The 26320-nt window shown below is 61.3% G+C and carries 28 protein-coding genes and 1 tRNA gene; 16 read left to right on the forward strand and 13 right to left on the reverse strand.

Going from position 1 to position 26320, the window contains the following annotated elements:
- Positions 1–93: 93 nt before the first annotated feature.
- Positions 94–1326, reverse strand: a complete 1233-nt coding sequence (locus HWE01_RS05085; protein WP_175344735.1) for a UbiH/UbiF family hydroxylase — start codon at positions 1324–1326, stop codon at positions 94–96.
- An 85-nt stretch (positions 1327–1411) separates the two neighbouring features.
- Between HWE01_RS05085 and HWE01_RS05090 the strand changes: the two genes are divergently transcribed.
- The 4 genes from HWE01_RS05090 to HWE01_RS05105 all read left to right on the forward strand — a co-directional run bounded on the left by HWE01_RS05090 (position 1412) and on the right by HWE01_RS05105 (position 3687).
- Positions 1412–1487 (forward strand) — tRNA-Phe (locus tag HWE01_RS05090).
- A 525-nt stretch (positions 1488–2012) separates the two neighbouring features.
- On the forward strand, positions 2013–2387 hold the full coding sequence (locus tag HWE01_RS05095; RefSeq protein ID WP_241821224.1) for a hypothetical protein: 375 nt from the start codon (positions 2013–2015) through the stop codon (positions 2385–2387).
- Positions 2381–2959: a Tox-REase-5 domain-containing protein gene (locus tag HWE01_RS05100; protein ID WP_241821225.1), complete on the forward strand. Its 579-nt coding sequence runs from the start codon at positions 2381–2383 to the stop codon at positions 2957–2959. Before HWE01_RS05095 ends, HWE01_RS05100 begins: the two co-directional genes overlap by 7 nt.
- Positions 2960–2964: 5 nt before the next feature.
- Positions 2965–3687 carry an immunity 52 family protein gene (locus HWE01_RS05105; protein WP_241821226.1) on the forward strand — a complete coding sequence of 241 codons (723 nt, stop codon included), beginning with the start codon at positions 2965–2967 and terminating at the stop codon, positions 3685–3687.
- A gap of 441 nt (positions 3688–4128) precedes the next feature.
- On the opposite strand, the gene HWE01_RS05110 is transcribed toward HWE01_RS05105, so the two are convergent.
- From HWE01_RS05110 to HWE01_RS05120, 3 genes are read right to left on the reverse strand one after another with little or no spacing between them, the layout of a single operon-like run.
- Positions 4129–4800, reverse strand: a complete 672-nt coding sequence (locus HWE01_RS05110) for an SEN1982 family lipoprotein (RefSeq protein WP_241821227.1) — start codon at positions 4798–4800, stop codon at positions 4129–4131.
- Positions 4801–4846: 46 nt separating this feature from the next.
- Complete coding sequence (locus tag HWE01_RS05115) at positions 4847–5614, reverse strand: OmpA/MotB family protein (protein WP_241821228.1); 768 nt, start codon at positions 5612–5614, stop codon at positions 4847–4849.
- A 7-nt stretch (positions 5615–5621) separates the two neighbouring features.
- Complete coding sequence (locus HWE01_RS05120; protein ID WP_241821229.1) at positions 5622–6317, reverse strand: hypothetical protein; 696 nt, start codon at positions 6315–6317, stop codon at positions 5622–5624.
- 288 nt (positions 6318–6605) lie between these two features.
- On the opposite strand from HWE01_RS05120, the gene HWE01_RS05125 reads away from it, so the two are divergent.
- The 4 genes from HWE01_RS05125 (at position 6606) to HWE01_RS22920 (ending at position 9326) form a co-directional block, all read left to right on the forward strand.
- A complete protein-coding gene (locus HWE01_RS05125) occupies positions 6606–7454 on the forward strand; it encodes an alpha/beta fold hydrolase (RefSeq protein WP_241821230.1) in 849 nt (282 codons plus the stop codon).
- A gap of 273 nt (positions 7455–7727) precedes the next feature.
- Positions 7728–8339 carry a chemoreceptor glutamine deamidase CheD gene (gene cheD, locus HWE01_RS05130; protein ID WP_008332701.1) on the forward strand — a complete coding sequence of 204 codons (612 nt, stop codon included), beginning with the start codon at positions 7728–7730 and terminating at the stop codon, positions 8337–8339.
- A 176-nt stretch (positions 8340–8515) separates the two neighbouring features.
- A complete protein-coding gene (locus HWE01_RS05135; protein ID WP_008332707.1) occupies positions 8516–8815 on the forward strand; it encodes a type II toxin-antitoxin system RelE/ParE family toxin in 300 nt (99 codons plus the stop codon).
- A gap of 28 nt (positions 8816–8843) precedes the next feature.
- The gene (locus HWE01_RS22920) at positions 8844–9326 is read left to right on the forward strand and encodes an addiction module antidote protein (RefSeq protein WP_008332709.1); all 483 of its coding nucleotides are present in this window, start codon (positions 8844–8846) and stop codon (positions 9324–9326) included.
- A gap of 91 nt (positions 9327–9417) precedes the next feature.
- Here the strand turns inward: HWE01_RS22920 and otnI are convergent, their stop codons facing one another.
- From otnI to HWE01_RS05170, 6 genes are all read right to left on the reverse strand, one after another.
- Positions 9418–10221 (reverse strand): 2-oxo-tetronate isomerase, encoded by an 804-nt coding sequence (gene otnI / locus HWE01_RS05145; protein ID WP_241821231.1) that lies wholly within the window; start codon positions 10219–10221, stop codon positions 9418–9420.
- A 129-nt stretch (positions 10222–10350) separates the two neighbouring features.
- A complete protein-coding gene (locus HWE01_RS05150) occupies positions 10351–11664 on the reverse strand; it encodes an MFS transporter (protein WP_008332712.1) in 1314 nt (437 codons plus the stop codon).
- Positions 11665–11941: 277 nt separating this feature from the next.
- On the reverse strand, positions 11942–12589 hold the full coding sequence (gene otnC, locus HWE01_RS05155) for a 3-oxo-tetronate 4-phosphate decarboxylase (protein WP_241821232.1): 648 nt from the start codon (positions 12587–12589) through the stop codon (positions 11942–11944).
- Positions 12586–13872: a 3-oxo-tetronate kinase gene (otnK, locus tag HWE01_RS05160; protein WP_241821233.1), complete on the reverse strand. Its 1287-nt coding sequence runs from the start codon at positions 13870–13872 to the stop codon at positions 12586–12588. The genes otnC and otnK overlap by 4 nt, the downstream gene beginning before the upstream one ends.
- 37 nt (positions 13873–13909) lie before the next feature.
- Positions 13910–14806 (reverse strand): L-threonate dehydrogenase, encoded by an 897-nt coding sequence (gene ltnD / locus HWE01_RS05165; RefSeq protein WP_088755194.1) that lies wholly within the window; start codon positions 14804–14806, stop codon positions 13910–13912.
- A gap of 172 nt (positions 14807–14978) precedes the next feature.
- The gene (locus tag HWE01_RS05170; RefSeq protein ID WP_008332719.1) at positions 14979–15680 is read right to left on the reverse strand and encodes a FadR/GntR family transcriptional regulator; all 702 of its coding nucleotides are present in this window, start codon (positions 15678–15680) and stop codon (positions 14979–14981) included.
- Between the two features lie 252 nt (positions 15681–15932).
- On the opposite strand from HWE01_RS05170, the gene HWE01_RS05175 reads away from it, so the two are divergent.
- Positions 15933–16853, forward strand: coding sequence for a 5'-nucleotidase (locus tag HWE01_RS05175; RefSeq protein WP_008332721.1), 921 nt, complete (start codon positions 15933–15935; stop codon positions 16851–16853).
- Here the strand turns inward: HWE01_RS05175 and HWE01_RS05180 are convergent.
- Together HWE01_RS05180 and HWE01_RS05185 are read right to left on the reverse strand one after the other, a co-directional pair.
- Positions 16850–17527 (reverse strand): ceramidase domain-containing protein, encoded by a 678-nt coding sequence (locus HWE01_RS05180; protein ID WP_241821234.1) that lies wholly within the window; start codon positions 17525–17527, stop codon positions 16850–16852. The two genes, HWE01_RS05175 and HWE01_RS05180, sit on opposite strands and share 4 nt — an antisense overlap.
- A 119-nt stretch (positions 17528–17646) precedes the next feature.
- A complete protein-coding gene (locus HWE01_RS05185; protein WP_241821235.1) occupies positions 17647–18837 on the reverse strand; it encodes an MFS transporter in 1191 nt (396 codons plus the stop codon).
- A gap of 125 nt (positions 18838–18962) precedes the next feature.
- Here HWE01_RS05185 and HWE01_RS05190 point away from each other — a divergent pair, with 125 nt between their 5' ends.
- The 7 genes from HWE01_RS05190 to HWE01_RS05220 all read left to right on the forward strand — a co-directional run bounded on the left by HWE01_RS05190 (position 18963) and on the right by HWE01_RS05220 (position 25561).
- On the forward strand, positions 18963–19844 hold the full coding sequence (locus HWE01_RS05190) for an AraC family transcriptional regulator (protein ID WP_241821236.1): 882 nt from the start codon (positions 18963–18965) through the stop codon (positions 19842–19844).
- A complete protein-coding gene (locus HWE01_RS05195) occupies positions 19829–21385 on the forward strand; it encodes a CYTH and CHAD domain-containing protein (protein WP_241821237.1) in 1557 nt (518 codons plus the stop codon). Before HWE01_RS05190 ends, HWE01_RS05195 begins: the two co-directional genes overlap by 16 nt.
- Positions 21386–21691: 306 nt before the next feature.
- Positions 21692–22438: a GntR family transcriptional regulator gene (locus HWE01_RS05200; RefSeq protein WP_241821238.1), complete on the forward strand. Its 747-nt coding sequence runs from the start codon at positions 21692–21694 to the stop codon at positions 22436–22438.
- 52 nt (positions 22439–22490) lie between these two features.
- A complete protein-coding gene (locus HWE01_RS05205) occupies positions 22491–23273 on the forward strand; it encodes a transporter substrate-binding domain-containing protein (RefSeq protein WP_008332732.1) in 783 nt (260 codons plus the stop codon).
- Between the two features lie 248 nt (positions 23274–23521).
- The gene (locus HWE01_RS05210; protein WP_008332733.1) at positions 23522–24193 is read left to right on the forward strand and encodes an amino acid ABC transporter permease; all 672 of its coding nucleotides are present in this window, start codon (positions 23522–23524) and stop codon (positions 24191–24193) included.
- The gene (locus HWE01_RS05215; protein WP_008332734.1) at positions 24190–24846 is read left to right on the forward strand and encodes an amino acid ABC transporter permease; all 657 of its coding nucleotides are present in this window, start codon (positions 24190–24192) and stop codon (positions 24844–24846) included. The genes HWE01_RS05210 and HWE01_RS05215 overlap by 4 nt, the downstream gene beginning before the upstream one ends.
- The gene (locus HWE01_RS05220) at positions 24827–25561 is read left to right on the forward strand and encodes an amino acid ABC transporter ATP-binding protein (protein ID WP_241821239.1); all 735 of its coding nucleotides are present in this window, start codon (positions 24827–24829) and stop codon (positions 25559–25561) included. The genes HWE01_RS05215 and HWE01_RS05220 overlap by 20 nt, the downstream gene beginning before the upstream one ends.
- Positions 25562–25671: 110 nt before the next feature.
- Here HWE01_RS05220 and HWE01_RS05225 read toward each other — a convergent pair whose 3' ends face one another.
- Positions 25672–26217: a hypothetical protein gene (locus HWE01_RS05225; RefSeq protein ID WP_008332736.1), complete on the reverse strand. Its 546-nt coding sequence runs from the start codon at positions 26215–26217 to the stop codon at positions 25672–25674.
- Between the last annotated feature and the right edge of the window lie 103 nt (positions 26218–26320).

Genomic DNA, 26320 nt, shown 5'->3' on the forward strand with positions numbered 1-26320 from the left:
ACAAAGTCGGGGGAAGCTGTCGTGCTGGCAAAGACGCGCATCGATGCTGTCGTGCTTCACCAGAGGCCCTACCTTACCTGAAATCGCCCTCTCTTACTGCCCCAGCGCGTGGGCAATCAGGCGGCGTTTCAGGAGGGGCAGATGGTTGACCAGGCTCATGCCGATGTTGCGCACCAGGCGCACCGGCTCGGCCTCGGTGGAGAAGAGGCGATGCAGGCCGTCGGTAGCGATCTGCATGAGCAGCACTTCTTCCTTGCGGGCGCGGGCATAGCGTCGCAATACGCGCTCGTGGCCACAGTCGTACTGCGGCTCGCGCTTGAGCAGGATATCGATCAGTGCGGCCACATCGCCGAAGCCCAGGTTCATGCCATGGCCGGCCATGGGGTGCACCACATGGGCGGCGTCGCCGATCAAGGCCACGCGCGGGGCGATCATCGCGTGCGGCTTGATCAGGCGCAGCGGGAAGGCCTTGGCCACTTCCGGCTGTAGCGGGGCAAGCGCCCCCAGCACCGGTGCGGCCCACTGGGCCAGGCGTTCGGCCAGGGCCGACAGCGGCAGCTGCAACAGCTGGTCAGCCAGCGCCTGCGGTGCGGACCAGACCAGCGAGACGCGTTGGCCGGGAAGTGGCAACAGTGCGATCACGCCGTCGGTGGGGCTGAACCATTGATAGGCCACGCCGCGATGGGGCAGTTCGCAGGAGAAGTTGGTGACGATGGCGTTCTGTCCGTAGGCGCGGTAATCGAGTCCGATATCGCACTGGCCGCGCACCCAGGAGTTGGCGCCATCGGCCCCGACCACCAGCGCGGCCGACAGGGGCTGACCGGACTCCAGCGTCAGGGTGGCGGACTGCTCGGACACGGTCAGCGCGGTGGCGCGGCCTTGCACCAAGCGCACATTGGGAGCGAAGCGCAGGGCCGCGTCCAGCGCCTGGTCCAGATTGCGATCCTCGACGATCCAGGCCAGGGCATCGGTGCGGGCCGCGTAGGCATCGAAGGAGAGCAGGCCGGGACTGGCCTTTTCGGGCAGGCCGTCGCCTTGCACGGTCATGTTGTCCACGGGCGCGATGCGTGCGCCATCCATGGCATCCCAGACGCGCAGGGAAGACAGCAGGCGGTGCGCGGTATGGTTGAGTGCGTAGACACGCACGTCCCAGCTGGCTGGATCGGGGGCAGCGGACTTGGCCGGAGGGGCGAGCAGGGTCACCTTGAAGCCCGCCTGGGCCAGCCCCAGCGCCGCCGTCTTGCCGACCGCGCCGTCGCCGACGATGCAGATGTCAGTGCCAGCCGCGGCCGGCGAAGAGGAATGGGTGTGTGCTTGGGTAGTCATGCCGGCGATTATAAACGGGGTGGCGGAAACTATTTTTCAAAAAGGACTTGCATAATTTCTTAAAGTGTCTATACTTGTCCGTCTTGGCCTGGTAGCTCAGTTGGTAGAGCAGAGGATTGAAAATCCTTGTGTCGGTGGTTCGATTCCGCCCCGGGCCACCAAGTTATAGAAAACGCCAACCTTCGGGTTGGCGTTTTTCGTTTCTGCTGCAGAAACCCGTCTGCTCGCGGCTGCTGGTTCCGATTAGCCTTATCCCCTCCTCGAATCGCATAAGCGCTAATTCACGAACTCCCCGAACATCTTTCCGATATGGCTGCTTTCAGCCTTGCCATCGACCCGCGAATAACATACGTTACCGGCATCGAATGGTCACGTGTGGATATGTGTCGACAAGTTGGGTGGGGCCACTATGATGAAATTAATCATCGTCGTGCCCTGGCTGTGCCTTAAATCAGGGGGCGCCAGCAATTCTGGCGTCGAGACTAAATACCAACCACAATTCGTCTTCACGAGATCGACTTTGAGGATACTTGCCTGCCTCTTGATGCAGGTTTTGGAACTCAGCAGTTAGCAGTCAGTCTGATCGCGGTTTGATGAGCAATCCCGCCTTATAACAAGCGAAGACTACGAAATCGTTGAGTGGCATTTGCTGCTTAACAGTCGCCGTGTTCACATCGGCCGTCATCATGCTGACACTCACTGAAGATCAATATAAAAAATTCCTCGCTAGCGATATTCAGAATTTCATCGCTGCTGTTGCCGATGAATTTCTTTCTGAACGTGAAGATATGCTGGGCAATCCAGGGCGTAGCGAGGTTATCTTGCGTATGCAATCTGCATACGACAATGGCCTTAATCTCGGATTCACGTCTACAGGACACCTCATTTACATGATGTACATGTCTGCTGACTACCCAAAGTTATTTGAACGCCCAGAGACACAACGCTATCTGAATAAATCCGGTGGCTCCCCTGAACAGCGTCTGGATGAAATGAAATCCGTGTTGCGGCATTTAGGCAGTACGGTTAAGCAACGAGAAGAGAGGAGCCGAGAATGGTAGCCTTACCAGCGATTCCATTAGTTGGGGAAGTCCTCACGTGGCTCGGTTTGGGTGCGGCTGGTGTTGGAACCGCTGCCATCCTAGAACGCAATAAACGTGCAGAGCAAGCTCAAAACTCGGAATTATCAAAAGCGGAGGTTACAACGCTGTCGAAAGAGAAGTGCAGAGACTGTCCGCCAATAAATGGTTTCCTTTCACATCCTAATCACAGTATGTCTGATATCTCCCGAGCTTATCAGGCGCGCGTTACCGGTTATGCACCGGGAACTGAATGGAATTACGAGAACCGGGATTTTGATGGCTTTCAACCAGACAAATGCTTGCTTCAAGAGGCCAAATCGCAGTACACAAACTTTTTTGATGATGAGGCACTAGAGCCCAAACTCTGGTACGTACTTAGTGGCAAATACGAAAAATTGATGAATCAAGCTAGAGCACAGCATCGCATTGTCAGTATGAGTTTTCCGGCTGCGCTGAGCTGGTATTTCATGGAAAAGACTATGTACCTTGTTATGAAGGGTGCATTTGCACGGGATGAGCTAATCCGCATCAATCCAATTTATATGCCCTAATACCTATGGACATCCATTTTTCTTATCGCTACGACCAAAATATTCTTCCGGATGTCGCTACTCAGTTGCAATCACTATGGCGCACGGCAGTTTTGTTAGATCAAGTAGGCGTACCTATCGCCGATTGGTGCCCTCCCGCAGACACCCCGGAAAATTCATTGCGAAACAAAGCATTCGAGGACCATGGTCCATCTAAAGCTGCATTAGCCATTTTCAAAGAGGAAGACAAAGACCGGGACGAGATGGATGTTCGCTCGATGGTCATTTGGAACGGGCTTCTTGAGGAAGGCTCCATTTTGATGAGTCACACTTTGGTCGTACGTGACTACCCCTCTAAATCTTCGTTTAGCCTGCGTTTTAAGTCTGTTCCAGCGCTAACAGAAAAATCACGAATGATTACGGTGATCAAGGGGTTATTAGAGATTTGGCCCGCGCCCTTTATTTCAGTCACCGATCCTCCGTACGATGTCATACATAAGGTATTTGATGATCGACCAGGTGTCGGTTGGATGCTTTATCTTCCCAAAGTAATTAAAGCTTCTCAGGTTCCTGAAGCGCAGGAATTGATTCCCGTTGAGGACAGCACTGGGAAGCAAAAAGGGACTATCGTCGTCAGTATCTTGGATGAGCCCTTTTCGGTTCAAAACGAGGAGCACATCAAGGTGGCTACCTCCATTGAAATAAGGCTCGTTGAGCAGGATTTGCTTCCTCGCCGTAGTGAAATGTGATTTGGGCAAAGTGCTCACTTGCTTTTGACTTTAAGCAGTGTGCGTTTTCAAAAATTAAAAAAATGCCCCGATGAAAATTCGGGGCATTGCGCTTCTGGAAACGTCAGGTGAAGACTAGTGAGCATATCTGCAATTCAGGGTATTTTTACGGCGTTGCTGATAGGAAACAGAGTATCGGATTGAAAATCCTTGTGTCGGTGGTTCGATTCCGCCCCGGGCCACCAAGAATGTTTCAGCAAAAACACCAGCCCTCACCGGCTGGCGTTTTTCATTTCCGAGACTGGAATCCGTGGCTTGATGCACTCCGCACTTCATAAGCGTGCTGCGGCCACCAAAACTTGCGAGGCCCGAGAGCCGCTGCTTACAACGCGCAGCACTCGGAGCGCCTCGCCGTCTCTTCCTTCCCGACATGCCCACCCGCAAGCTCAGGCGCACAACACTTCATTGACGAAATTGCTTTTCGTGCACCCATCCTTTGTTGGTCAATAAAACGGTATCCATCGCCTTGAGCGGCTTGTCCCTGGATCCCGCATCAGCTTTCAGCTCCTTGAATTGCGCTTGCACCTGTTCGCTTAGCGCCCAATCAGGCAGGTCACTGACGCTGTACTCGTAGTTCACACGCGAGAGTTTGTGCCCGAGAATATCACCCGGCTCGCTGAACTGCTTCACCGCTGTGACCGTCGCCTTGCCGAAGCAGAATCCCCCGTGAGAATCACCAGAGAGTCCCTTGACGGCATCTTGCTTGTAGAACTTCCGGCCGAGTTCGGTGAGCTCATAGGTTTTTTCCTTGTTACCTGCATCCGTCGCACTCACCACGCCGACGCTGACCAGTGCATCCAATTGCCTGGAGGTATTCAACCAATCACTTCGCGATGAAAACGGGAATTTGACCGTTAGATAGCAACGCGGATAAACCACATCCAGATGCTGCTGAATCGCCACCTTGAAATTGCTTTCGTTGGCCGTCTTCGGATCGCTACATCCAGCAACAGCAGCTACCAGCACCAACAACATCAAACCTCTGCGCATATTCGCCCCTTGAACAATGAAGAGGGCACAGAAGTTAACAGCTTGAAACTGCAGTGCACATCGCGGAAGTTTGAGATTGCTCATCTATAACGCAATGAGAAGCGGATGCGCTCACGATGAGCAGATCAGCTCAATTCTTCTCCCCCCCATTGACGAACCGCACCTCCACCCTCCTGTTGCGCTCATCACTGGCCGGCAATCCCGGCAGCGGCTGTGAATCCCCATACCCCGCCACGATCACGCGGCGCGCCGCTTCCGGTGCACTGCGTCCGATCAGCAGCAAGCGTGCCTCGCGCGCACGCGCCGCCGAGAGCGTGAAGTTGTCATCGTAGACCGTGCAATACGCACGCACATCGGTCACCGGGGCCTTCACCGGCTTGTCGTCCGTATGCCCTTCCACGTAGATGCGCCCCGCCGGATGCTGCTGCAGATACTCCGCAATGCGCTCCTCGACCTGCGCAAAAGCCGCACGCGCTTCAGGTTCCACGCATGCACTGCCGCGACGGAACGCTCCTTCCTTCAAGGTGATCTTGCCGGCCTCGGTATCCACCGCTACCAGCCTGGACGCCCCCTGCTGCGCAAACACGGTCTGCACCTGGCGCAGGACGACCGTCAACCCGGGACCGTCAGCTTCGCGCCGGGCAGCCACCGTGGGTGCGGCTGGCGGCGCAACGGGTTCAGACCGCGCAGCAGGCGCAGACGGGATGGCCGCAGCGGCCGGCAAAGGTGCCGGGGGCGCTGGAGATGCCGGAGATGCCGCCACCGGCGCTGCCTCGGCGCGCACCTGTGCAAGCGTCGGCCCACCTGCCCGGCTCACCGCCAGCAGCACGATCAATACCCCCGCCAGCGCCGCCATCAGACCAGTGGCGGCAATCCACTCGTGATCGGATTCCCTCATCACAACCTCAGGAAGAACGCCCGGACTGGCGCTGCAGCGCCTCCATCCACTCGCCATGACGCAGATGCGCCCGTTGCGCCTCGGCCTGTTGTGCAGCCAGCAGAGCCTGTCCGCTCTGCGTGATGGCCTCGACCAGGCGCTGCAGATCTGCCGCCTGCTGACGCACCTGCTCTTGCTCCGCCGTAGCCGCCACCTCCTTGAGCTTGGCCATGCACCACGCCAGACGTGCCTGCTCGTGCGCACGCAGCGTCATCCATGACTTCAGGATCAGAAACGCCAGCATGCTCCACGCCGCAATCTTGAACTTGCTGCCCAGCGCATCGATGACGGCCGCCAGTGCGCCCGGCGCAGCTTGCGCACCGAGTATATCCGCGGTGGCAGTCAGCGCCAGCCCCAGCCCCACGAAAGTGCCCAGCAATCCCAGCATCAGGATCAGCCCCGGCATCACGGCGGCCCAGCGTTCCGGGGCGGTGGCCACGGCCTGGCTCAATTGCTCCGGAGTGGTGGTCGGCGGCAAAAGCCCTCGCTCGCCCGTGAGCCCGGCCAGGCGCGCTTGCCAGTGCAATGGACGGGCATTGCGCGCCAGCAGCAGCGGCAGCACGATCACGACCACCAGCAATAGCAACGCAAACAGCCATTGCAGCCCGCCATAGGCCGAACCGTCCCATTGCGGCAGCAGGAAGCCCCATACCGACTTATCCATGGCCAGCCCCCGCCTGCATGACGAAGCTTTTCATTCTTGTTCTCCCCTTGTTCTTTACATGGTCAGCGTCTTGTTAGGACTGGAGATTATCAGAAAGACCACACCGAGGGACAAAAAGCCCCGTTCACTCCGGATTACCCTGGCACCTCACCCATCCAGGAGCGCGCTGATACACCAGCTCACCGCCCGCGCAGGCTGGCTGTTCTGATACCGCATCCCCCCTGCCGCATGAGACCCGGCCCGCAGCGAAGGCTTGCGAGCCGATTCCAGTCCGGCGACAATCGCGCGATGCGCCTCCCATCCCTGCTCCGGTTCCGACACCTTGTCCTCACTCTCACCAGCATCGCCCTGCTGACCGGCTGCGCCACCGACCTGGTGCAGCGCGCCGATGCACTGGCTGCGCCCGCCGGCCTGCAACGCGAGCAGGTTCAGGGTGGTCCTTTCCTGCTGACGGCCTATGTCCACGCCCGCCCCAACGCGCCCCTGCTGCGCGTCTATCTGGAGGGCGACGGCCGCGCCTGGATCACGCGCAACCAGGTCTCGCCCGATCCGACCCCGCACACGGCCATGGGGCTGCGGCTGGCCGCCAGCGATGGTGGTGATGTGGTGTACCTGGCGCGCCCCTGCCAGTTCACGCCGATGGCGCGCAATCCCGCATGCCAGCCGGCCTACTGGTCCGGCCTGCGCTATTCCCCGGAAGTGGTCAGTGCCATGGATGAGGCTCTGAGCCACTATGTCACGCGCCTGCAACCGGCGCGGCTGGAACTGGTGGGATATTCGGGAGGCGGCGCCCTCGCCGTACTGCTGGCGGCGCGACGCAAGGATGTCAGCGCCATTCGCACCGTGGCCGGCAATCTCGATCATGTGGCCGTCAACCGCTGGCATGCCGTCTCGCAGATGCCCGGCTCGCTCAATGCCATCGATGTCGCATCCCGGGTGGCAGGCATCCCGCAACGACATGTGAGCGGTGCCGACGATACCGTCGTCCCCACCGCCATCACGCGCAGCTATGTCGACCGGGTGGGACGCTGCGCCGCACTGACGATCGTGCCGGACATGGCGCACGAAAGCGACTGGGACCGCGCCTGGCCCAGCCTGCTGGCGCTGCCGCTACCCTGTACTGCCCAGCGGCCATGAGCCATGGATGGACCGGCTTGCACCGGCTCCCGGTTTTTCCAACAAAACTTCATATCCGCATGACCAAAAAAACAGCTGAAACCGCCGTCAGGGCCTGCTGACGGGCAGTGCCCTGTCTTTTGGCCTGACGATGCTGCCACCGGCCCCATGCAGGCCGGTTTCCGGATAGGGAATTCCCCGATATCGGCACCATCATGCCTGGCTGACAATGCAGGAACAATCAACACTCGCCGTCCCTCACCGGGACGCGGAGAAAAACCATCAGGGGCCCGCATGCAGACCGTCATCAACAAGCCGGAGAATTTCGCGTCGTATCGGTATCACGACCGGGCCTTCAATTGCGACACCGCCAAGATCCTGCCGGGCGAATATTTCTATACCGGCGAGGACATGATGATCGTGACCGTGCTGGGCTCGTGCGTGTCGGCCTGCCTGCGTGATCGCGTCACCGGTGTGGGCGGGATGAATCACTTCATGCTGCCCGATGGCGGCGGCGAGGCCGACAGCCCGGTTTCGGCCTCCATGCGCTATGGCACCTATGCCATGGAAGTCTTGATCAACGACGTCCTCAAGGCCGGTGCCCGGCGCGAGAACCTGGAATGCAAGGTCTTCGGCGGCGGCGCGGTGCTGCGCGGCATGAACGCCATGAACGTGGGCGAGCGCAATGCCGCCTTCGTCAAGAACTATCTCTCGGCCGAGAAGATCCGCGTGGTGGCCGAGGACCTCAACGACATCTGGCCGCGCAAGGTGCATTTCTTTCCGCGCACGGGCAAGGTGCTGGTCAAGAAGATCAAGGATGCCGCTGCCGATCTGGCCAGCCGTGAACGTGAATATGCGTCCAAGCTGCAGGCCAAGCCGGTGGGTGGGGAAATTGATTTGTTCTGACCTTTTCGGAACGCTTTCAACGCCACTCATCTTCCGCACATAAGTCCTTCCATCGCATGCAGGAAGGCTCGTCAATTCACGATATTGAACGCAATAAAAGAGAGTGATTCGGGTCTATTGTATCCAAGTGGATACAATCCTGAGCGATATCGCATACAATGCTTCCATCGCTCCCCATGTACATCATCAAGGAAACAGGCAAGTTTCAGTCGTGGCTGACCCGCCTGAAGGATCCGCAGGCGCGAGCGCGTATCCTGGCTCGTATCTGGCGTGCCAGCCAGGGCAATTTCGGTGACTGCGAACCAGTTGGCGATGGCGTCAGCGAAATGCGGATAAATTACGGGCCCGGATATCGCGTCTATTTTGCAAGAGAGGCCGAAGTGACCTATCTCTTGCTATGCGGGGGGAACAAATCCACCCAGGCGCGCGATATCGCGGCCGCAAGGGAATTATGGAATCAATTGAAGAAATCATGACATTGACCGGGATATCAAGGGAGTCACCATGACCAGCCGAAAACTTAGCAACAAGGATCTGCACGTTTCTACCTTTGATCCTGCCAACTATCTCGACAGCAAAGAGACCATGGCAGCCTATCTGCAGACTGCGCTCGAAGAGAACGATCCTGACTTCCTGATGGCCGCACTCAATGACGTCATCCGCGCGCAGGGTATCGCGGAGGTAGCTGGAAAAGCAGGCTTGGGGCGTGAAAGCCTCTACAAGACCCTCAAGCCGGGTGCGGAGCCCAGGCTGGGCACCGTCCTTCGCTTACTCGGGGCACTCGACCTGCGCTTGAGCATTGCCGCACCTCAAGGGGCGCGCAAAACCAAACGATCCGGCACCGCAGAGAAATCGTCAGGCCAATCTCCTGCGACAAAGAAACCGACACCGCGACGCGCCGCCATCACCAAGAGGGCACCGGTGAACAAGCCCGGCACGACGCGCGCCACCAAGAGCCGAAAACAAGGCAACCAGATCTGCGCTTGAGTCCTGCCCCATCAAAAAAAATGCCGTCCGGCGCAACACCGGACGGCATTCTCACATCTCAGGCAGCTCCGGTTCCGGAGCCGTCAAGCCTTCACTTCTTGAGCGTGGTCAGGCCTTGCTCAGCCAGCGCCTTCAACCATCCCAATCCCGCCGAGGTCGCCCCCGCCGGGTTGTATTCGCAACCGATCCAGCCCTGGTAACCCAAGGTATCGATCAGCTTCAGCAGATACGGATAGTTCAGCTCGCCCACATCCGGCTCGTGGCGCTCGGGCACACCGGCAATCTGGATGTGACCGATGCCGGGCATGTCGCGCTTCAACTTCACGGCCACGTCGCCTTCGACGATCTGGCAGTGGTAGCAGTCGAACTGCACCTTCAAATTGGGCGCGCCCACTTCGGCGCAGATGGCTTGCGCATCGTCCTGGCGATTGAGGAAGAAGCCGGGAATGTTGCGCGTGTTGATCGGCTCGATCACCACGGTCAGGCCAGCCGATTCGGCCTGGTGCGCCGCATAGGACAGGTTGTCCAGATACACGGCGCGATGACGCGCGCGATCCTGCTCGGGCTTGATCAGGCCGGCCATCACGTGCAAGGTCTTGTTGCCGATGACGGAGGCGTACTTCAGCGCAGTCTCGATGCTGCGCTTGAATTCGTCCTCGCGGCCCGGCAGCGAGGCGATGCCGCGCTCACCGGCGGCCCAGTCGCCCGGGGGCGCGTTGAACAGCGCCTGGGTCAGGCCATTGGCCTCCAGGCGCGACTTGATCTCTTCAGGCTGGTAGTCGTAGGGGAACAGGAACTCGACGCCGGAGAAGCCATCCTTGGCGGCGGCGGCGAAGCGATCCAGGAAATCGTGTTCCACATACATCATGCTCAGGTTGGCGGCAAAACGCAGCATCGGATTCTCCTTGGTAACGAGGGAGCCAGTGTAGCGCGAACACGCTTGCGCGCGCCCACACCGGCAGAAGGTGCAGAAAACGTCAAAGCCCGCAGGCACAGGCATGCGGGCTTTGAACGGGACATCACATTACTTGTTGACCATGCCCGGCTTGGTAGCCAGGGTGGCAATCGAACCCACCACCAGCATCACCGCCAGCATGTACATGCCGGTGGCGTTGTTGTGGGTCAGGTCCTTCAAGTAACCGATCAGGTAGGGACTGACGAAACCGGCCAGGTTGCCCACCGAGTTGATGGCGGCAATACCGACGGCCGCCGCCGCACCCGACAGGAAGGCGGTCGGCAGCGACCAGAACAGCGGTGCGCAGGTCAGCACGCCGGCTGCGGCCAGCGACAGCGAAGCGATCGAGATGGCGGTGTTGTCGGCGAACAGTGCTGCACCGACGAAGCCCACGCCGCCCATCAAGGCGGGAATCACCAGGTGCCAGCGACGCTCACGCATGCGGTCGGCGCTGCGGCCGATCAGATTCATCGCCACGATGGCGCAGCCAAACGGAATGGCCGACAGCAAGCCGATTTCCAGGTTGCCCTTCACGCCGGTGGCCTTGACCAGGGTCGGCATCCACAGTGTCAGGCCGTATTGGCCCATGACGAAGGAGAAGTAGATCAGGCACATCAGCCAGACACGCGCATCCTTGACGATGGCGCCGAAGCCGTGCTTGCTTTCCTTGCCCTTGGCGTCGCCATCGATATCGGCTTGCAGGCTGGCCTTTTCTTCGTCGGAGAGCCACTTGGCGCTCTTGACGTCATTGTCCAGATACAGGATCGTGGCCACGCCGATCAGCACGGCCGGGATCGCTTCGATCAGGAACATCCACTGCCAGCCTTCCAGTCCACCATTGTGATGGAAGGCATCCATGATCCAGCCCGACAGCGGGTTGCCCAGGATGCCGGCCACCGGAATGCCGGACATGAAGACCGCGATCACCTTGGCACGACGGTGCGAAGGGAACCAGTAGGTCAGGTAGAGGATGATGCCAGGATAAAAACCGGCTTCAGCCAGGCCCAGCAGGAAGCGCAGGATGTAGAACTGCGTGGCGTTCTGCACGAACATGAAGACCGCCGACAGGATGCCCCAGGTGATCATGATGCGGGCGATCCAGATGCGCGCGCCGACCTTGTGCATGAGGATGTTGCTGGGCACTTCGAAGAGGAAGTAGCCGATGAAGAACAGACCTGCCCCCAGACCGAAGACGGTCTCGGAGAAGCCCAGGTCCTGCGACATCTGCAGCTTGGCGAAGCCGACGTTGACGCGATCCAGATAAGCGATCACGTAGCACAGCATGAGGAACGGCATGATGCGCCAGAAGACTTTCTTGTACAGTCCGTCCTTGGATTTGTCATTGACGTCGAGTCCGACGCCGGTAGTGCTTGCGGTGGTCATGGTGTTACATCTCCCGAAGAGTGTCGCGGCTGTCTATGCACGGCCGCTGGTTGCTTGGTGCCCGTGGTCTGACGGGCAATTTATGGATTCAATCGGACCCGCGTACCGCTCTTTTCGGAACGATACGAAGGCCGGCATTGATTGGCCGGTCTTGGGCCGGCTTGGCTGCACCCACCACCTTCCGTTGGGCGCAAGCGGGGCATGGCGGGCCAACATCGGCCGCCATGACGCGTTGTTGCTATGGGTTGCTGAAGCTGCCTGAGCGCTATCGCTACTGCTACCAGCGCGCCTTGAAGGTGTCGCGCAGATCCTGCAGCGCGGGCTCTTCCAGCGGCGTGGCACGGCCACCGGCCAGGTGCCACAGTTTGGCGGTTTCTTCCAGCTCTTCGAGTGCGAAAGCGGCCTTGGAGACCGAGCTTTCCCACACCACCGGACCGAGCCGCTCCAGCAGCACGCCGCGCACCTGCGTGGCGATCTTTGCCACATGCTCGGCCACTTCCGGTGCACCCGGACGGGCATAGCGGATCAGCGGGATGTGGCCAACCTTCATCACGTAATACGGCGTGATGGGTGGCAATACATCCTGCTCGCTGTAGACGCCATTGATGGTCAGCGACACCAGATGTGTGGAGTGCGTATGTACCACCGCGTGCATCTCGGGATTGTTGTCGTAGATGGCGCGATGCAGGACCAGGGTCTTGGAAGGCTTGTCGCCCGAGACCCATTCGCCGGCCACGTTGACCTTGGCGATGGACGCCGGATCGAGGAAACCGAGGCAGGCATCGGTCGGCGTGATCAGCCAGCCGTCATCCAGGCGCGCACTGATGTTGCCGGCCGAACCGACGGTATAGCCGCGCTGGTAAAGAGAAGCGCCGATGCGGCAGATCTCTTCGCGCAGCGCGCTTTCGTTGGTGTTGCGGCTCATGCCGTCTTCCCGTCGAGATAGCGCAGTGCCTTCTCGAAGAAATCGACGCTGCCGAAATTGCCCGACTTCAGGGCCAGCGCCACCGGTTGCTCATCCAGCGTGGCGGTCGCCGGCACGCCCGGATCGATCTGCGGGCCGATGCGCAGGGCGCGCACGTCCAGCGCCTGCACCACCGCACCGGAAGTCTCGCCACCGGCCACCACGAACTGGCGCACGCCACGTTGCTTGAGACCTGCGGCAATCGATGCCAGCGCCTGTTCGACCAGGTGACCGGCCTTGGCCACGCCCAGCTCCTTTTGCACCGCCTTGACTTCGTCGGGGGTGGAGGTCGCGTAGATCAGCACCGGCTCGTTCTTGATGTGCTCATCAGCGAAGGCCAGCGCCTGTGCCACCACGTCTTCACCACGGGCCAGGGCCAGCGGGTCGATGCGGAAGGCGGGACGCTTGGCTTTCCATTCGGCCACTTGCGCATTGGTCGCCTTGGAGGCGGAACCGGCCAGCACCACCGACAGGCCATCGACCTTGGGCAGTTGCGCGGCTTCACCGGCGGCAGTGAGCAGACCGGCGCGGCGGAAATTCTCGGGCAGACCCAGCGCCACGCCGGAACCACCGGTGATGAGCTTGAGTTCGGCGCAGGCTTCGCCCAGCGTGAACAAGTCCTTGTCGGAGACGGCGTCGGCGATGGCCATCTTGACGCCTTCGGAACGCAGTGCGGTGAAGCGCTCCTGGGTTGCGGCCGCGCCGCGTGCCACGGTGTCGTAGCGCACCAGGCCGACCTTGGATTCGGTCTGGCGCTGCAGGACGCGCACCAGGTTGGCATCGGTCATCGGGGTCAGCGGATGGTTTTCCATGCCCGACTCATTCAACAACGCATCGGCCACGAACAGGTAGCCGCGATAAATGGTGCGGCCGTTTTCCGGGAAGGCCGGGCAGGCAATGGTGAAGTCCACGCCCAGTTCCTTCATCAGCGCATCGGTCACCGGACCGATGTTGCCTTCGTCGGTGGAGTCGAAGGTGGAGCAGTACTTGAAGAAGAACTGCGTGCAGCCCTGCTGCTGCAGCCAGCGCAGTGCCGCCAGCGATTGCTCGATGGCCTCGGCAGCAGGAATGGTGCGCGACTTGAGCGCGATCACCAGCGCATCAGCCGCCACGGCCGGCATTTCGCTGGGCACGCCGATGGTCTGCACGGTGCGCATGCCGCCGCGCACCAGCATGTTGGCCAGGTCGGTCGCGCCGGTAAAGTCGTCGGCGATACAACCGAGCAAGGGACGGGATGTGGACATGAAAACTCCTCGATTCAGATGCAGGGACGACGCTGAATTACTTGGCCTTGGCCGGCGGCAGGTCGATGCCGGGGAAGATCTTGATGACGGCCGAATCATCCTCGCCGCCATGACCGGCGGTGGAAGCCATCATGAACATCTGGTGCGCAGCGGCCGACAGCGGCAGCGGGAATTTGCTGCGGCGGGCGGTATCGAGCACCAGGCCCAGGTCCTTGACGAAGATGTCCACGGCCGACAGCGGGGTGTAGTCGCCGTTCAAGATGTGCGGCACGCGGTTTTCGAACATCCACGAATTGCCGGCGCTGTGGGTGATGACGTCATACAGCGCATCCGGATTGACGCCTTCGCGCAGGCCCAGTGCCATGGCTTCAGCGGAGGCAGCGATGTGCACGCCCGCCAGCAGCTGGTTGATGATCTTGACCTTGGAGCCGATGCCGTGGGTGTCGCCCAGGCGATAGACCTTGCCGGCCATGCCCGCCAGCACGTCTTCGATCTTGGCGTAGACCTCGGCAGGGCCCGAGGTCATCATGGTCATCTCGCCGGAAGCGGCGCGTGCGGCACCACCGGAGACCGGTGCGTCCAGCAGCAGCAGGCCCTTTTCTGCCAGGCGCTTGCCCAATTCGACGGCGAAGTCAGGCGCCACGGTGGCGCTGGAGATGACGACGCTGCCCGGCTTCATGGCGGGGACGGCGCCGTTCTCACCGAAGAGCACCATCTCGGTCTGCGCGGCATTGACCACCAGGGTGATGACCACGTCGACCTTGCCGGCCAGCTCGGCCGGGTTGGCACAGGCCACACCGCCGGCGGCGGCGAACTTGTCCAGGACTTCCTTGCGCACGTCGCAGGCATGCACATTGAAACCGGCACGCAACAGCGAGCTGGCCACGCCATAACCCATGGCTCCCAAACCGATCACACCTACATTCTTGGACATAATTGCCTCCGCATTGATGACGCCGCTGCCGCTCTTGACGGGCAGAACATTGCGCCGGGTTGATGATGCAACGCCGGCAGAGGCCGGCGTCAGAATTTCAAAATTTCGTAAAACTTATAAATCGTTTATAACATTTAAATCATTTGCTGCCGTTCAAGCCGGGACACTCTCTTCAGGACTGTCCCTGGCTCAAGCGCCGTGCCGCATTGAACATGTGGGTCTGGGCGGCATTGCGGGCTGCCATTTCATCACCGGCGCGAATGGCCGCGACGATGGCCTCATGTTCTTCGCGCACCTGGCGCGAGAAATCCTCATACCGCGCTTCATTGCCACGCGTCACCGCCGTGGCCGCCTCCAGATACTGGGACAGGAACTCCAGCGTCTTGATGAAGTACGGATTGCGCGTGGCCTGTGCCAGTGCGCGATGGAAGGCCACATCGGCGGCCACGCCATCACCGCCTGCGGCGACATCCACACCGATCTGCATCAGCGCCGCCTCGATGGCCTGCAAGTCGTCGTCGTTGCGGCGCTTGGCCGCCTGCGCGGCGACCTCGGCTTCGATGGCGCGGCGCAGCTCGACGATCTGCAGCACCGCGTCGGGCGAACTGACCTCGGTGTAATCGATACGCAGCGGCTTGATACCCGCCTGCTCGGTCACGAAAACACCGCTACCCTGACGCGGCTCGACCACGCCCTCATGCTTCAGGCGCGCAATGGCTTCACGCACCACCGTGCGACTCACACCGAACTGTTGCGCCAGCACCGCCTCGGTGGGCAGCTTGCTGCCCCGGGGGAAGGCACCGGCGTCGATGTTTTCCAGCAATTGCCTGGCCACAGTGTCGCTGAGCGCCTGGGCGGGGATCTTCTGAAACATGCTGTCTCGCGGTCGTTATCGTAAAGTTATCCGGTCATCATACAAATTTATTTTGAGCTGGGCAATCCGATTTTTTCTCTTTACGCGGAGTAACAGCCTCGTTTGGCAAATTTTGTCGACTGATGACGGAAATTGATGTGATATATGCAGCAGTTCGCTCCAGACATCAAGAATACGAATATCTGCGCGAAAGCTGCGTGGGCGGGCCGGGGGCTCTACAATCAGGGCTTTCCTGCCACGGATGTGTGCCGCATGCCTTACGATCTCTCGGACAAGCTCGTCATCGGAATTTCTTCGCGCGCCCTCTTCGATCTCGAAGTGGAGAACGCCATCTACGACGAGCAGGGCGTGGATGCCTATGCGCAATACCAGCGCGACCACGAGAACGATCCGTTGCAACCCGGCACGGCCTTCCCGCTGGTCAAGGCGCTGCTGCAACTCAATGAACTGATCCCGGAACGTCGTCTGGTGGAGGTGGTGGTCATCTCGCGCAATACGCCCGACACCGGCCTGCGCGCCTTCAACGCCATTGCCGCCCACAAGCTCGACATCAGCCGCGCCGCCTTCACCGGGGGCGGGCCGACTGCGCCCTATCTGCAAGCCTTCAAGATCGACCTGTTCCTCTCGCGCGACACCGGCGACGTACAGGAAGCCATTGATGCCGGGGTAGCGGCTGCCCAGCTGTATGCCGCCCCGCTGGACTACAGCGCACCGGACAAGCAGATCCGCATCGCCTTCGATGGGGATGCCGTGCTGTTCTCGGCGGAGTCCGAGCGCATCTTTGCGGAGAAGGGGCTGGAGGCTTTTGCGCGGCACGAGCAGCGCCATCGCAAGAAGGCCATGAAGGAAGGTCCGTTTGCCAAGCTGCTGCTGGCCTTGTCGGCGATCCAGAAACAGTTTCCGCCCAAGCAGTGTCCGGTGCGCATCGCCATCGTCACCGCGCGCAACAGCCCGGCGCACCAGCGCGTGATCCATACCCTGCGCACCTGGAACGTGACGGTCGATGAGGCCTTCTTCCTGGGCGGGCTGAACAAGGCCGAGGTCTTGCAGGCCTTCGGCGCGCACATGTTCTTTGACGACCAGGAAGGACATGTGCAGAAGGCGGCCGTGGTGGTGCCGTCGGGGCGGGTGCCTTACAAGGGGGGATCGCTCAAAGGGAGAGCACGCCCCTAGGGTCGAGGGACCGCATCCGTATTGCTCATGAATGCCCGCGTGCTCAGATACAGCACGAGCCCATTCAACACATGCCAGAACATGTGCGTCCCGATGCTCATGGTCGGGCACACCGCCATATCCATGGACCGCAACACCAGCGACAGCGTGAACAAGCTCGCCGCCAGCAACAGGCTCATGGGCTCATGCCTGCCCCTGCGCCAGTGATACAGACCGAGTCCGCCGATGAACAGCCATGCCGATCCATAGGACGCCACCGATCCATTGAGCCACCGTTGCGGCAGCATGCCGACGCCATAGGTGACCACAAGGAAAAACAGCACCCAGCCCATCGTCACAGCCCAATTGCAGCGCGCCACCTTGCGCACGTAGAAGGCCAGGAACAACACCTGATAAATGGAAATGGGAATGACATCGGCAAACAAGGCCCAGCGCTGTGCAAAGGTGTGGAAAAGAAAACTGCCCACACCGATCACGGCCACCATCAGCGTGAGTAGCCGCGACATCACCATCGTGCTGCGGTCCTGCGGCAGTGGCAGGCACCACAGGAAATACGCCGCCAGCAGGAAGGCAATATTGGAAATCGCGTTCACGGGTTCCGCCCAGAAAGCAGTACCGATCCGTTCGCAATACAGGTCTACCGGAGAAAATAAAGAATCAATCATGGTGGGCATTACCCGCAAGTCGTCGCAGATCAGGAAGGCCAGGAACCAGCGACCATCAGGTCACCCGTTCACGATGCAGCCGCCATCATCGGCGAAGCTGCCGACTTTTTCCAGTCGCGTAGGACCCTCTACACCTGCGCCCCGATTACCCTCCCCGGCCGCCCCGCCAGCCAGCCCAGCACGCCCATGCACACCGCCCCGCCCGCGCACAGGGCCAGCACCGGCGTCCATCCCCCGCTGGCATCATGCAGCCGCCCCATGAGAATGGGCCCGGCTGCTGCCAGCAGATAGCCTACACTCTGCGCCATGGCCGACAGCGCGGCGGCCTGCGGCGGCGTCGATACCCGCGTGCCGACGAAGGCCAGCCCCAGGATCAGCACCGCCCCCGTGCCGAATCCGAACAGCGGTACCCACACGATGGACGCCTGCGGCCAGGCCATCAGGCCGACCAGGCTGAGGACGGTGGCGGCAGACATGCCGACGGCGACCGGACGATGATCGCGGATGCGCGGCCCCAGCGGGACCAGCAACACTCCCGGCAACGCCGACGCCAGCTGCATCAGGCCGTGCAGGTTGCCCGCTTCCACCGCACTGTGGCCGTTGGCCGCGAGAATGGAGGGCAGCCACGCCGTCACCACGTAATACACCAGCGAATTGCTGCCCAGAAAGAACGTGACCTGCCACGCCAGCGGCTGGCGCCACATCGACGCGCTTCGCATCGAAGCGGTGGCCGGGCGCGTATCACGCCGCAATTGCGGCAGCCAGACCAGTACCGCCAGTGCGGGCAGCGCGATGAACGCGGCCAGTGCCCACGCCCAGCCCAGACCGGCTGCCAGCGGTACCGCGCAGACCGAGCCCAGCGCCGAGGCAGCGCCCATGGTCAGCGCATAGATGGCCGTCATCCGGGTAAGGTCATCGGGGAAGTCACGCTTGAGCAGGCTGGGCAAGAGCACATTGCCACCCGCAATGCCGCAACCGATGATGCAGGTGCCCGCCAGCAGGGCCAATAGCGATCCGGAAGAACGCAGCACGATGCCGCCCGCGATCAGCAGCAGGGCCAGTAACAGCGTGCGTTCCAGTCCCAGGGCGCGCGCCACGCGGGCAGCCATGGGCGACACCAGGGCGAAACACAGCAGCGGCAGGGTCAGCATCAGCCCTGCCGCACCCGCTGAAAGGGCAAAGGTCTGCTGCAACAATCCCATCACCGGCCCGACGGCAGTGACCGGGGCGCGCAGGTTGGCGGCGATTAGCAGGATGCCGGCAATGAGCCAGAGACCACGATGAACGGGGCGAACGTGAGGGGGGTGCGTAGCGTGCATGGCCGGCCTGAAGAAAGCAGAAAGAGTGATCGAAAGCAGGGAGCACCCAGCTTAGCCAATCGCCGCCTGCACGTATTTGGCTACAATGCCAGCGTATTGCTAAAAACGGTCAACCCCCGCTCACCATGGCCACTCTCTACGCCAGCCTGATCGACCATGATCCGGACCGTCTCGATGCGCCGGTCACGGCTCTGCGCGTGCATACCTGCCAGCATGAGCGCGAGACGCCCTTCCACAGTCATCGCAAGGGCCAGCTGGTGGTGGCCCTGCATGGTGCGGTCACCTGCGAGACGGCCCTGGGCCTGTGGATCGTGCCGCCGCAATCGGCGGTCTGGATTCCGCCGGGCATGCCGCACAGCAACCGGGTTACCCTGGACGGGCAGCTGTGCTTCCTCTTCATCGCGCCCCAGGCGGCCAGCATGCCAGACCAGTGCTGTTCTCTGGCACTCACGCCCCTGCTGGTGCAGATGATCTGTCACCTGGCCGAGCAGCGCCAGGACTACGCCCCGCACGAGCGCACCGCCCGCCTGGCGGCGGTGCTGGTGGAAGAACTGGAACACAGCCAGCGTCACGCCCTGCCCCTGCATCTGCCGGTGCCACAGCATTCGCGCCTGCGCGCCATTGCGCGTCACCTGGCCGAGCATCCGGCCGATCGCAGCACGGTGGCCGAATGGGGCCAGCGCCATGCGATGAGCGAGCGCAGCTTCGCGCGTTTCGTACAGGCCGAGACCGGCATGAGCTTTGGCCGCTGGCGGCGCCAGATTCACCTGATGCTGGCCCTGCAATGGCTGGCCTCGGGCCGCTCGGTGCAGCGTGTTTCGCAGGATCTCGGCTATGACTCGGTGAGCGCTTTCATCACCATGTTCCGGAAAACCCTGGGCAAACCACCCGCGCGCTACATGGCGCAACGTCAGGCGCCACTTGCCCGCTCAAACGCTGTGCCGCCACTCAGTCCGACGGCGCCCTACTTCCAACCGACACGGCAAGCCTCATGGAAACCGAACTGAAACTCTTGCTCGCCCCCGAGCACACCAAGGCCTTCATCCGTCATCCGCTGATCAAGCGCCATGCCCAGGCCGCACCACGCATCAAGGACCAGACCGGTACCTACTTCGATACGCCGGACTTGCTGCTGCGCCAGAACGAGGCCGGCCTGCGGGTGCGTCGGACCGGAAATGAATTTGTTCAAACCCTCAAGGCCGGCGGTGGCGTCCATGGCGGCCTGCACCAGCGCAATGAATGGGAGTCGTTGGTGGAAGGTGACGCGCCTGACCTTCCGGTGCTGCGCGACCTGGTCGCCTCCGACGACGACTGGGCCAGGAAGATCTTCTCCGAGCGCACCGCCGCGCAGCTCACGCCCATCTTCAGTACCCGCATCCAGCGCATGGTGTGGGACCTGGTGCTGGACGAGGGCACGCAGGTCGAATGCGTGCTCGACCAGGGTACGGTGGAACACGGCGACCTCAAGGCGCAGGTCTGCGAGATCGAACTCGAACTCAAAGAGGGCAATGCCAGCGCCCTGTTCGACTTCGCCCTGCAACTGCTGCAGGACCTGCCGCTGCGCATCGGCATCCAGAGCAAGGCGCAGCGCGGCTATGGCCTGTTCCACCAGGCGATCCGCAAACAGAACGGCCTTGCCGCCGTTTCCTCCGCCAGCCACGCCAGGCCGCTGCGACTGGCGCGCAAGATGACGGTGGAGCAGGCCTTCCTGGCCGTGCTCGGCAATTGTGTGGAGCAGATCCAGGCCAACGACATCGCCGACCAGGACAGCCACGATATCGAACGCCTGCACCAGATGCGCGTGGGCCTGCGCCGCCTGCGTTCGGCCTTCACCCTGTTTGATGAGGTGATCGCTCTGCCGGCCTCTTTGGCGACCGAATTCGAGTGGGTGTCGCAAGCCATCGGCCACGCGCGCGACTGGGATGTGCTGGCGACCCAGACGCTGGGCAAGCTGCCCCCGCAGGCCATCGGCGCCATCGATCTGGAAAGGGTGCGCCACGCGGCGCTGGTGGAGGCCGGCAAGGAACATGCGCATGCCGTACAAGCCGTGGCCTCCCCGCGCTATACCGCACTGGTCTTGCAGTTCAGCCGCTGGCTGCTGCTGGCGGGCTGGCGTGATGGTCGCGATGAGGACGCCCAGGAAGCCCTGGCACAAACACTCTCGCGTTTTGCGCGGCAGATGCTGCGACGGGATGAAAGGCGACTCAACAAGCGCGGCGCACATCTTGAAGAAAACGACCGTGCCCGGCACCGCACCCGCATCGCGGCCAAGAAGATGCGCTATGACATCGAATTCTTCCAGGCCCTGTATGGGGAGAAGAGCAGTCGGCCCTATCTGAAGGCCCTGTCGCGCCTGCAGGAACAGTTGGGACTGCAGAACGACCTGGTGGTGGCCGATGCCCTGCTGCAGCAACTGCAGCAGAAGCAGGCGCGCCTGGCACCCAGCATCGCCTACGCGCGGGGCTACCTGGCCGGCCAGGTCAAGGACGGGCATGCGCGCATGCACCGCCGGTGGAAAAAATGGCAGGCCCGGGAGCTGCCGCGATGACCGGGCCACCATTCACTGCCAAAAACAGACAACTTCCTTCATATCAGCTAACGCGCTGCACAAAAGCGGGGCAGCCAGCGCCCGCCTGAAATGGGGTCAGGCGCACCAAAAGCAGGCAATAGCGATGCCTGAACCTTCATTTGAGTGTTGCCGCACCGCATCAGCGCTGTCGATGCCACCGTGACCACGCTGCCACACCCGCCGCAAACCCTTGCCACATCGACCTCTGGCCGCCAATAATCGTCGCGGCTTGTTGTATGCCAATCTTGTATATCAGCGTGGCACACAACTTGCTGATGAGAGCTCATGAGCATCGATCCTTCCGCCAAGTCGTCGTCGCAGATTGCGGTCCGCATCACCGAGGCCATCCTCGCCAAGCAACTGGCGCCGGGGACCCGGTTAGGCGAACAGCAACTGGCCGACCTGTTCAGCGTCTCGCGCACCCAGGTACGCGAAGCGCTGACCCGGCTCATGGCGCGCGGCATCGTCACCGTCAGTGCGCGGCGCGGCTGGTTCGTCATCGAGCCGACTGCCGAACAGGCGCGTGAAGCCTTCGAGGCGCGCCGCGTGATCGAGCTGGGCCTGCTGCGCCAGGCGCGTGTGCGACCCATCAGTACCCAGGCCATCGGCCAGCTGCGCGATCACATTGCACGCGAGGAGGCCGCCATTGCCGGGGCCGACGTGGGAGCACGCAGTTATCTGCTGGGCGACTTCCATGTCTGCCTGTGCGAATGCCTGGGCAACTCGCTGCTGTCGGAGACGCTGCGCGACCTGACCGCACGCACCACGCTCACGGCCATGCTGCACCAGTCGTCGGAGCAGGCCGAGGATTCGTGTTCGGAACATGTATTGATCGTCCAGGCGCTGGAGCGCGGCGATCTGGAACAGGCGGAGCAACTGATGCAGGACCACCTGCAACACGTGGAATCAGGGCTCACCCAGGTGCGCAGCAGCGATCCGCTGGAACCGCTGCGGCAGGCGCTGGCGTCCGTCTCGCGGCAGGGGGCCGCCGGCGAGAGCGGACCAACGCGTCAGGAAAACAAACGGCCTTAGCCAGCGCATCGCACGGGCCACTCATCAACGTAGTCAACCAAGGGAAACTGCTATGAAACTGACCAAACTCCTGCTCGGCCTGATGGCCGGCGCCATGATGTTCTCCGCTTCGGCCGCCCGTGCCGACGCCCTGGACGATATCCAGAAGCACGGCACGCTGCGCGTGGCGGTGCCGGCCGACTTCCCGCCGTTCGGCTCGGTTGACAGCGACCTCAAGCCGCAGGGCCTCGACATTGACGTGGCCACCCTGATCGCCAAGAAGATGGGCGTGAAGGTCGAACTGATCCCGGTCTCCAGCGCCAACCGCATTCCCTACCTGACCACCAAAAAGGTCGACCTGGTCATCTCCAGCATGGGCAAGAATGCCGAGCGTGAAAAGGTGATCGACTTCAGCACTGCCTATGCTCCCTTCTTCAATGGTGTCTTCGGCCCGGCCGACCTGCCCGTCAAGAGTGCAGCCGATCTGGCCGGCAAGACCATTGCGGTGACCCGTGGCTCGGTGGAAGACCTGGAACTGACCAAGATCGTGCCCGCCTCGGCCACCGTGAAGCGCTACGAGGACAACAACAGCACCATCAGTTCCTTCCTCTCCGGTCAGGTGCAGCTGGTGGCCACCGGCAACGTGGTGGCTGCCGCCATCATCGCCAAGAACCCGCCCAAGAAGCCCGAGACCAAGTTCCTGATCAAGGATTCGCCTTGCTTCATCGGTCTGAACAAGGGTGAGAAGAAGCTGCAGGACAAGGTCGATGCCATCCTGGCCGAAGCCAAGAAGGATGGCAGCCTCAACGCCATCTCGCAGAAGTGGCTGGGCCTGCCCCTGCCGGCTGGCCTGTAATTTGCTGTATTGCCGTATTGCTGCATTGCTGTATTGCTGCACACCTCGGGGGGTGCAGCAATACAGTGGCCAAAGACCTCCGGTACAGTCTCGACACGACAGCAATACAGTAGCAGTACAGTAAAAATATAGTAGCGATACCTCCGCAATACAGCAGCAATACAGCAGCAATACAGTTTGATCCAGGCAGCAGGCAGGCGGACAACCCGGCAAACGCAGCATTTTCGAGGCAGGGCAGACACGACATCATGGCTTATCAATTCGATTTTCTTTCCACGCTCGACTACACCGACGTCATCGTCAAGGGTGTGGCGACCACCATCGAGCTCATCGCCATCGGCGGCGTGCTGGGCGTGGCCGTGGGCATCTTCGGTGCCTGGGCGCGCACGCAGGGGCCGGGCTGGCTCAAACCCATCGTCAGCGGCTATGTGGAGATCATCCGCAATACGCCCTTCCTGGTGCAGTTGTTCTTCATCTTCTTCGGTCTGCCTTCGCTGGACATCCACATCAGTGAAATCACGGCGGCGATCCTGGCCATGGTGATCAACCTGGGTGCCTACAGCACCGAAATCATTCGTGCCGGGGTGCAGGCGATTCCGCGCGGACAGATCGAGGCGGCGCAATCGCTGTCGATGTCGCGCGGGCAGATCTTCCGCCACATCATCCTGCGTCCGGCGCTGCAGAAGATCTGGCCGGCACTGTCTTCGCAGGTGGTGATCGTCATGCTGGGCTCGGCGGTGTGTTCGCAGATCGCGGTAGAAGAATTGTCCTTCGCGGCCAACTACATCCAGGGCCGCAACTTCCGCGCCTTCGAAGCCTACATCGTCGCCACCGCCCTCTACCTGGTGCTGGCCATCCTGCTGCGCCAGCTGCTGCGCCTGATCGGCAACTACTTCATCACTGCCCGGAGGTCCGCATGATCTCGTTTACCACCTGGGACATCGTCCGCAACCTGATGCTGGCGTGGCGCTGGACCATTCTCCTGTCACTGGTCACCTTCCTGCTCGGCGGGACGCTGGGCCTGATCATCCTGTTCATGCGCACCTCGCGCCAGAGCTGGCTGCGCATGACGGCGCGGCTCTACATCGAACTGTTCCAGGGTACGCCGCTGCTGATGCAGTTGTTCCTGGTGTTCTTCGGCATCGCGTTGTTCGGTCTCGAAGTGCCTGCCTGGCTGGCGGCGGGACTGGCGCTGATGTGCTGGAGCGCCTCCTATCTGGCCGAGATCTGGCGCGGCTGCGTGGAAGCCATTCCCAAGGGGCAGTGGGAAGCCTCCTCGGTGCTGGCCATGGGTTACTTCCAGCAGATGCGCTACATCGTGCTGCCGCAAGCTTTCCGCATTGCGATTGCACCGACGGTGGGATTTGGCGTGCAAATCATCAAGTCCACTGCGGTGACCTCCATCATCGGCTTCATCGAATTGTCCAAGGCCGGCACCGTCATCACCAACGCCACCTTCCGCCCCTTCACGGTGTTTGCCATCGTGGGTGCCTTCTACTTCGTGCTTTGCTGGCCGCTGTCCAAGTACAGCCAGTCTTTAGAAAGGAAATACAATGCCGCTCATCGCCATTGACAACGTCAAGAAACGCTTCGGCGACAACGAAGTCCTCAAGGGCATCAGCCTGGACGTCGAACCGGGTGAAGTGATCGCCATCATCGGCAAGAGCGGCTCGGGCAAGTCCACCCTCCTGCGCTGCATCAACGGCCTGGAGAGCATCGACGAAGGCAACATCAGCGTGGCCGGTGCCAAGCTGGGGGCGAGTGAACTGGAACTGCGCAACCTGCGCCTGAAGGTCGGCATGATCTTCCAGCAGTTCAACCTGTTCCCGCACCTCTCGGTGGGTCGCAACGTGATGATTGCGCCGATGATCGTCAAGGGCACGACCGAAGCCGAGGCCATGGCCACTGCCAAGGCCAATCTGGAGAAGGTCGGACTGGGTCACAAGTTCGATGCCTATCCGGATCAACTCTCCGGCGGCCAGCAGCAGCGCGTGGCGATTGCGCGTGCGCTGTCGATGAATCCTCAGGCGCTGCTATGTGACGAGATCACTTCGGCACTGGATCCGGAACTGGTCAACGAAGTGCTCACCGTCATGCGCGGCCTGGCCAAGGAAGGCATGACGCTGCTGATGGTGACGCACGAGATGCGTTTTGCACGCGAGGTGTGCAACCGCCTGGTGTTCATGCACCAGGGCAAGGTGCATGAAATCGGACCGCCGGAAGAATTGTTCGGCAATCCCAAGACGCCGGAATTGCAGCAGTTCATCGGGATGACGCAGGGGGCTTGAAGCGGCAGCCGAAAGATCGTCAGAAAAAAGCCGAAGGCATGTTTTGCCTTCGGCTTTTTCATTCTTGGTCGGGGAGCATGCAGCCTCCCCCCTGGAGAAGAGCCGGGATATCACCGTGCCACTTCACACACCTTGCTGTCATTCTCATAAAACACCACCGGCCCCGTAGTGAACCGGTCCTTGGGAATGGACACCATCAGATAGTCCTTGACGCGGTACGAGGCACCCGAAGCAGGTGCGCGGTAGAGATAGTTCAGGCGCAGGGAGCCATCGCGCAAACGCACCGACAGCGGGGTGAAGATGTGTGGACGCTCGGCCGCATCCGGAGCGGTCATGCTGCGCGCCACCACCAGATATTGCTTGCGTTCGAAATGATCGGCCGAGGGACCGAAGGGGCGCTTGTCCTCCATCACCGGTGCCGGCTGCATCCAGCGGTCCCAGTCGGCGCGGCTGCGGATGAGGGCGCAGAAGACCGGCTGGCGCTGCTCATCCCAGTTCTTCAGGAACCCCTGATACGAACCGCTCAGGACAGTCTTGTAAGGCACGACCGTCGGGTCCTCGGGCTCCGTCCACGGCATCATGGAACAGCCCGCCATGGCCGCCAGTACGGTGCCACCCAAGACCCACTGCATGCTTTGCGTGATCGACTTGCGCATTCGTTTCCCCCAAGAAGCTTAGCATTTAAACATGGCTGGCCCGATGCTGGCGAGATTTAGTTGCATCCCGGCCAAAGTCCCGCCCCGCGGGAGGCACAGCACT

The sequence above is a fragment of the Herbaspirillum sp. C7C8 genome, assembly GCF_022627875.1.
Classification (GTDB): Bacteria; Pseudomonadota; Gammaproteobacteria; order Burkholderiales; family Burkholderiaceae_D; genus Herbaspirillum.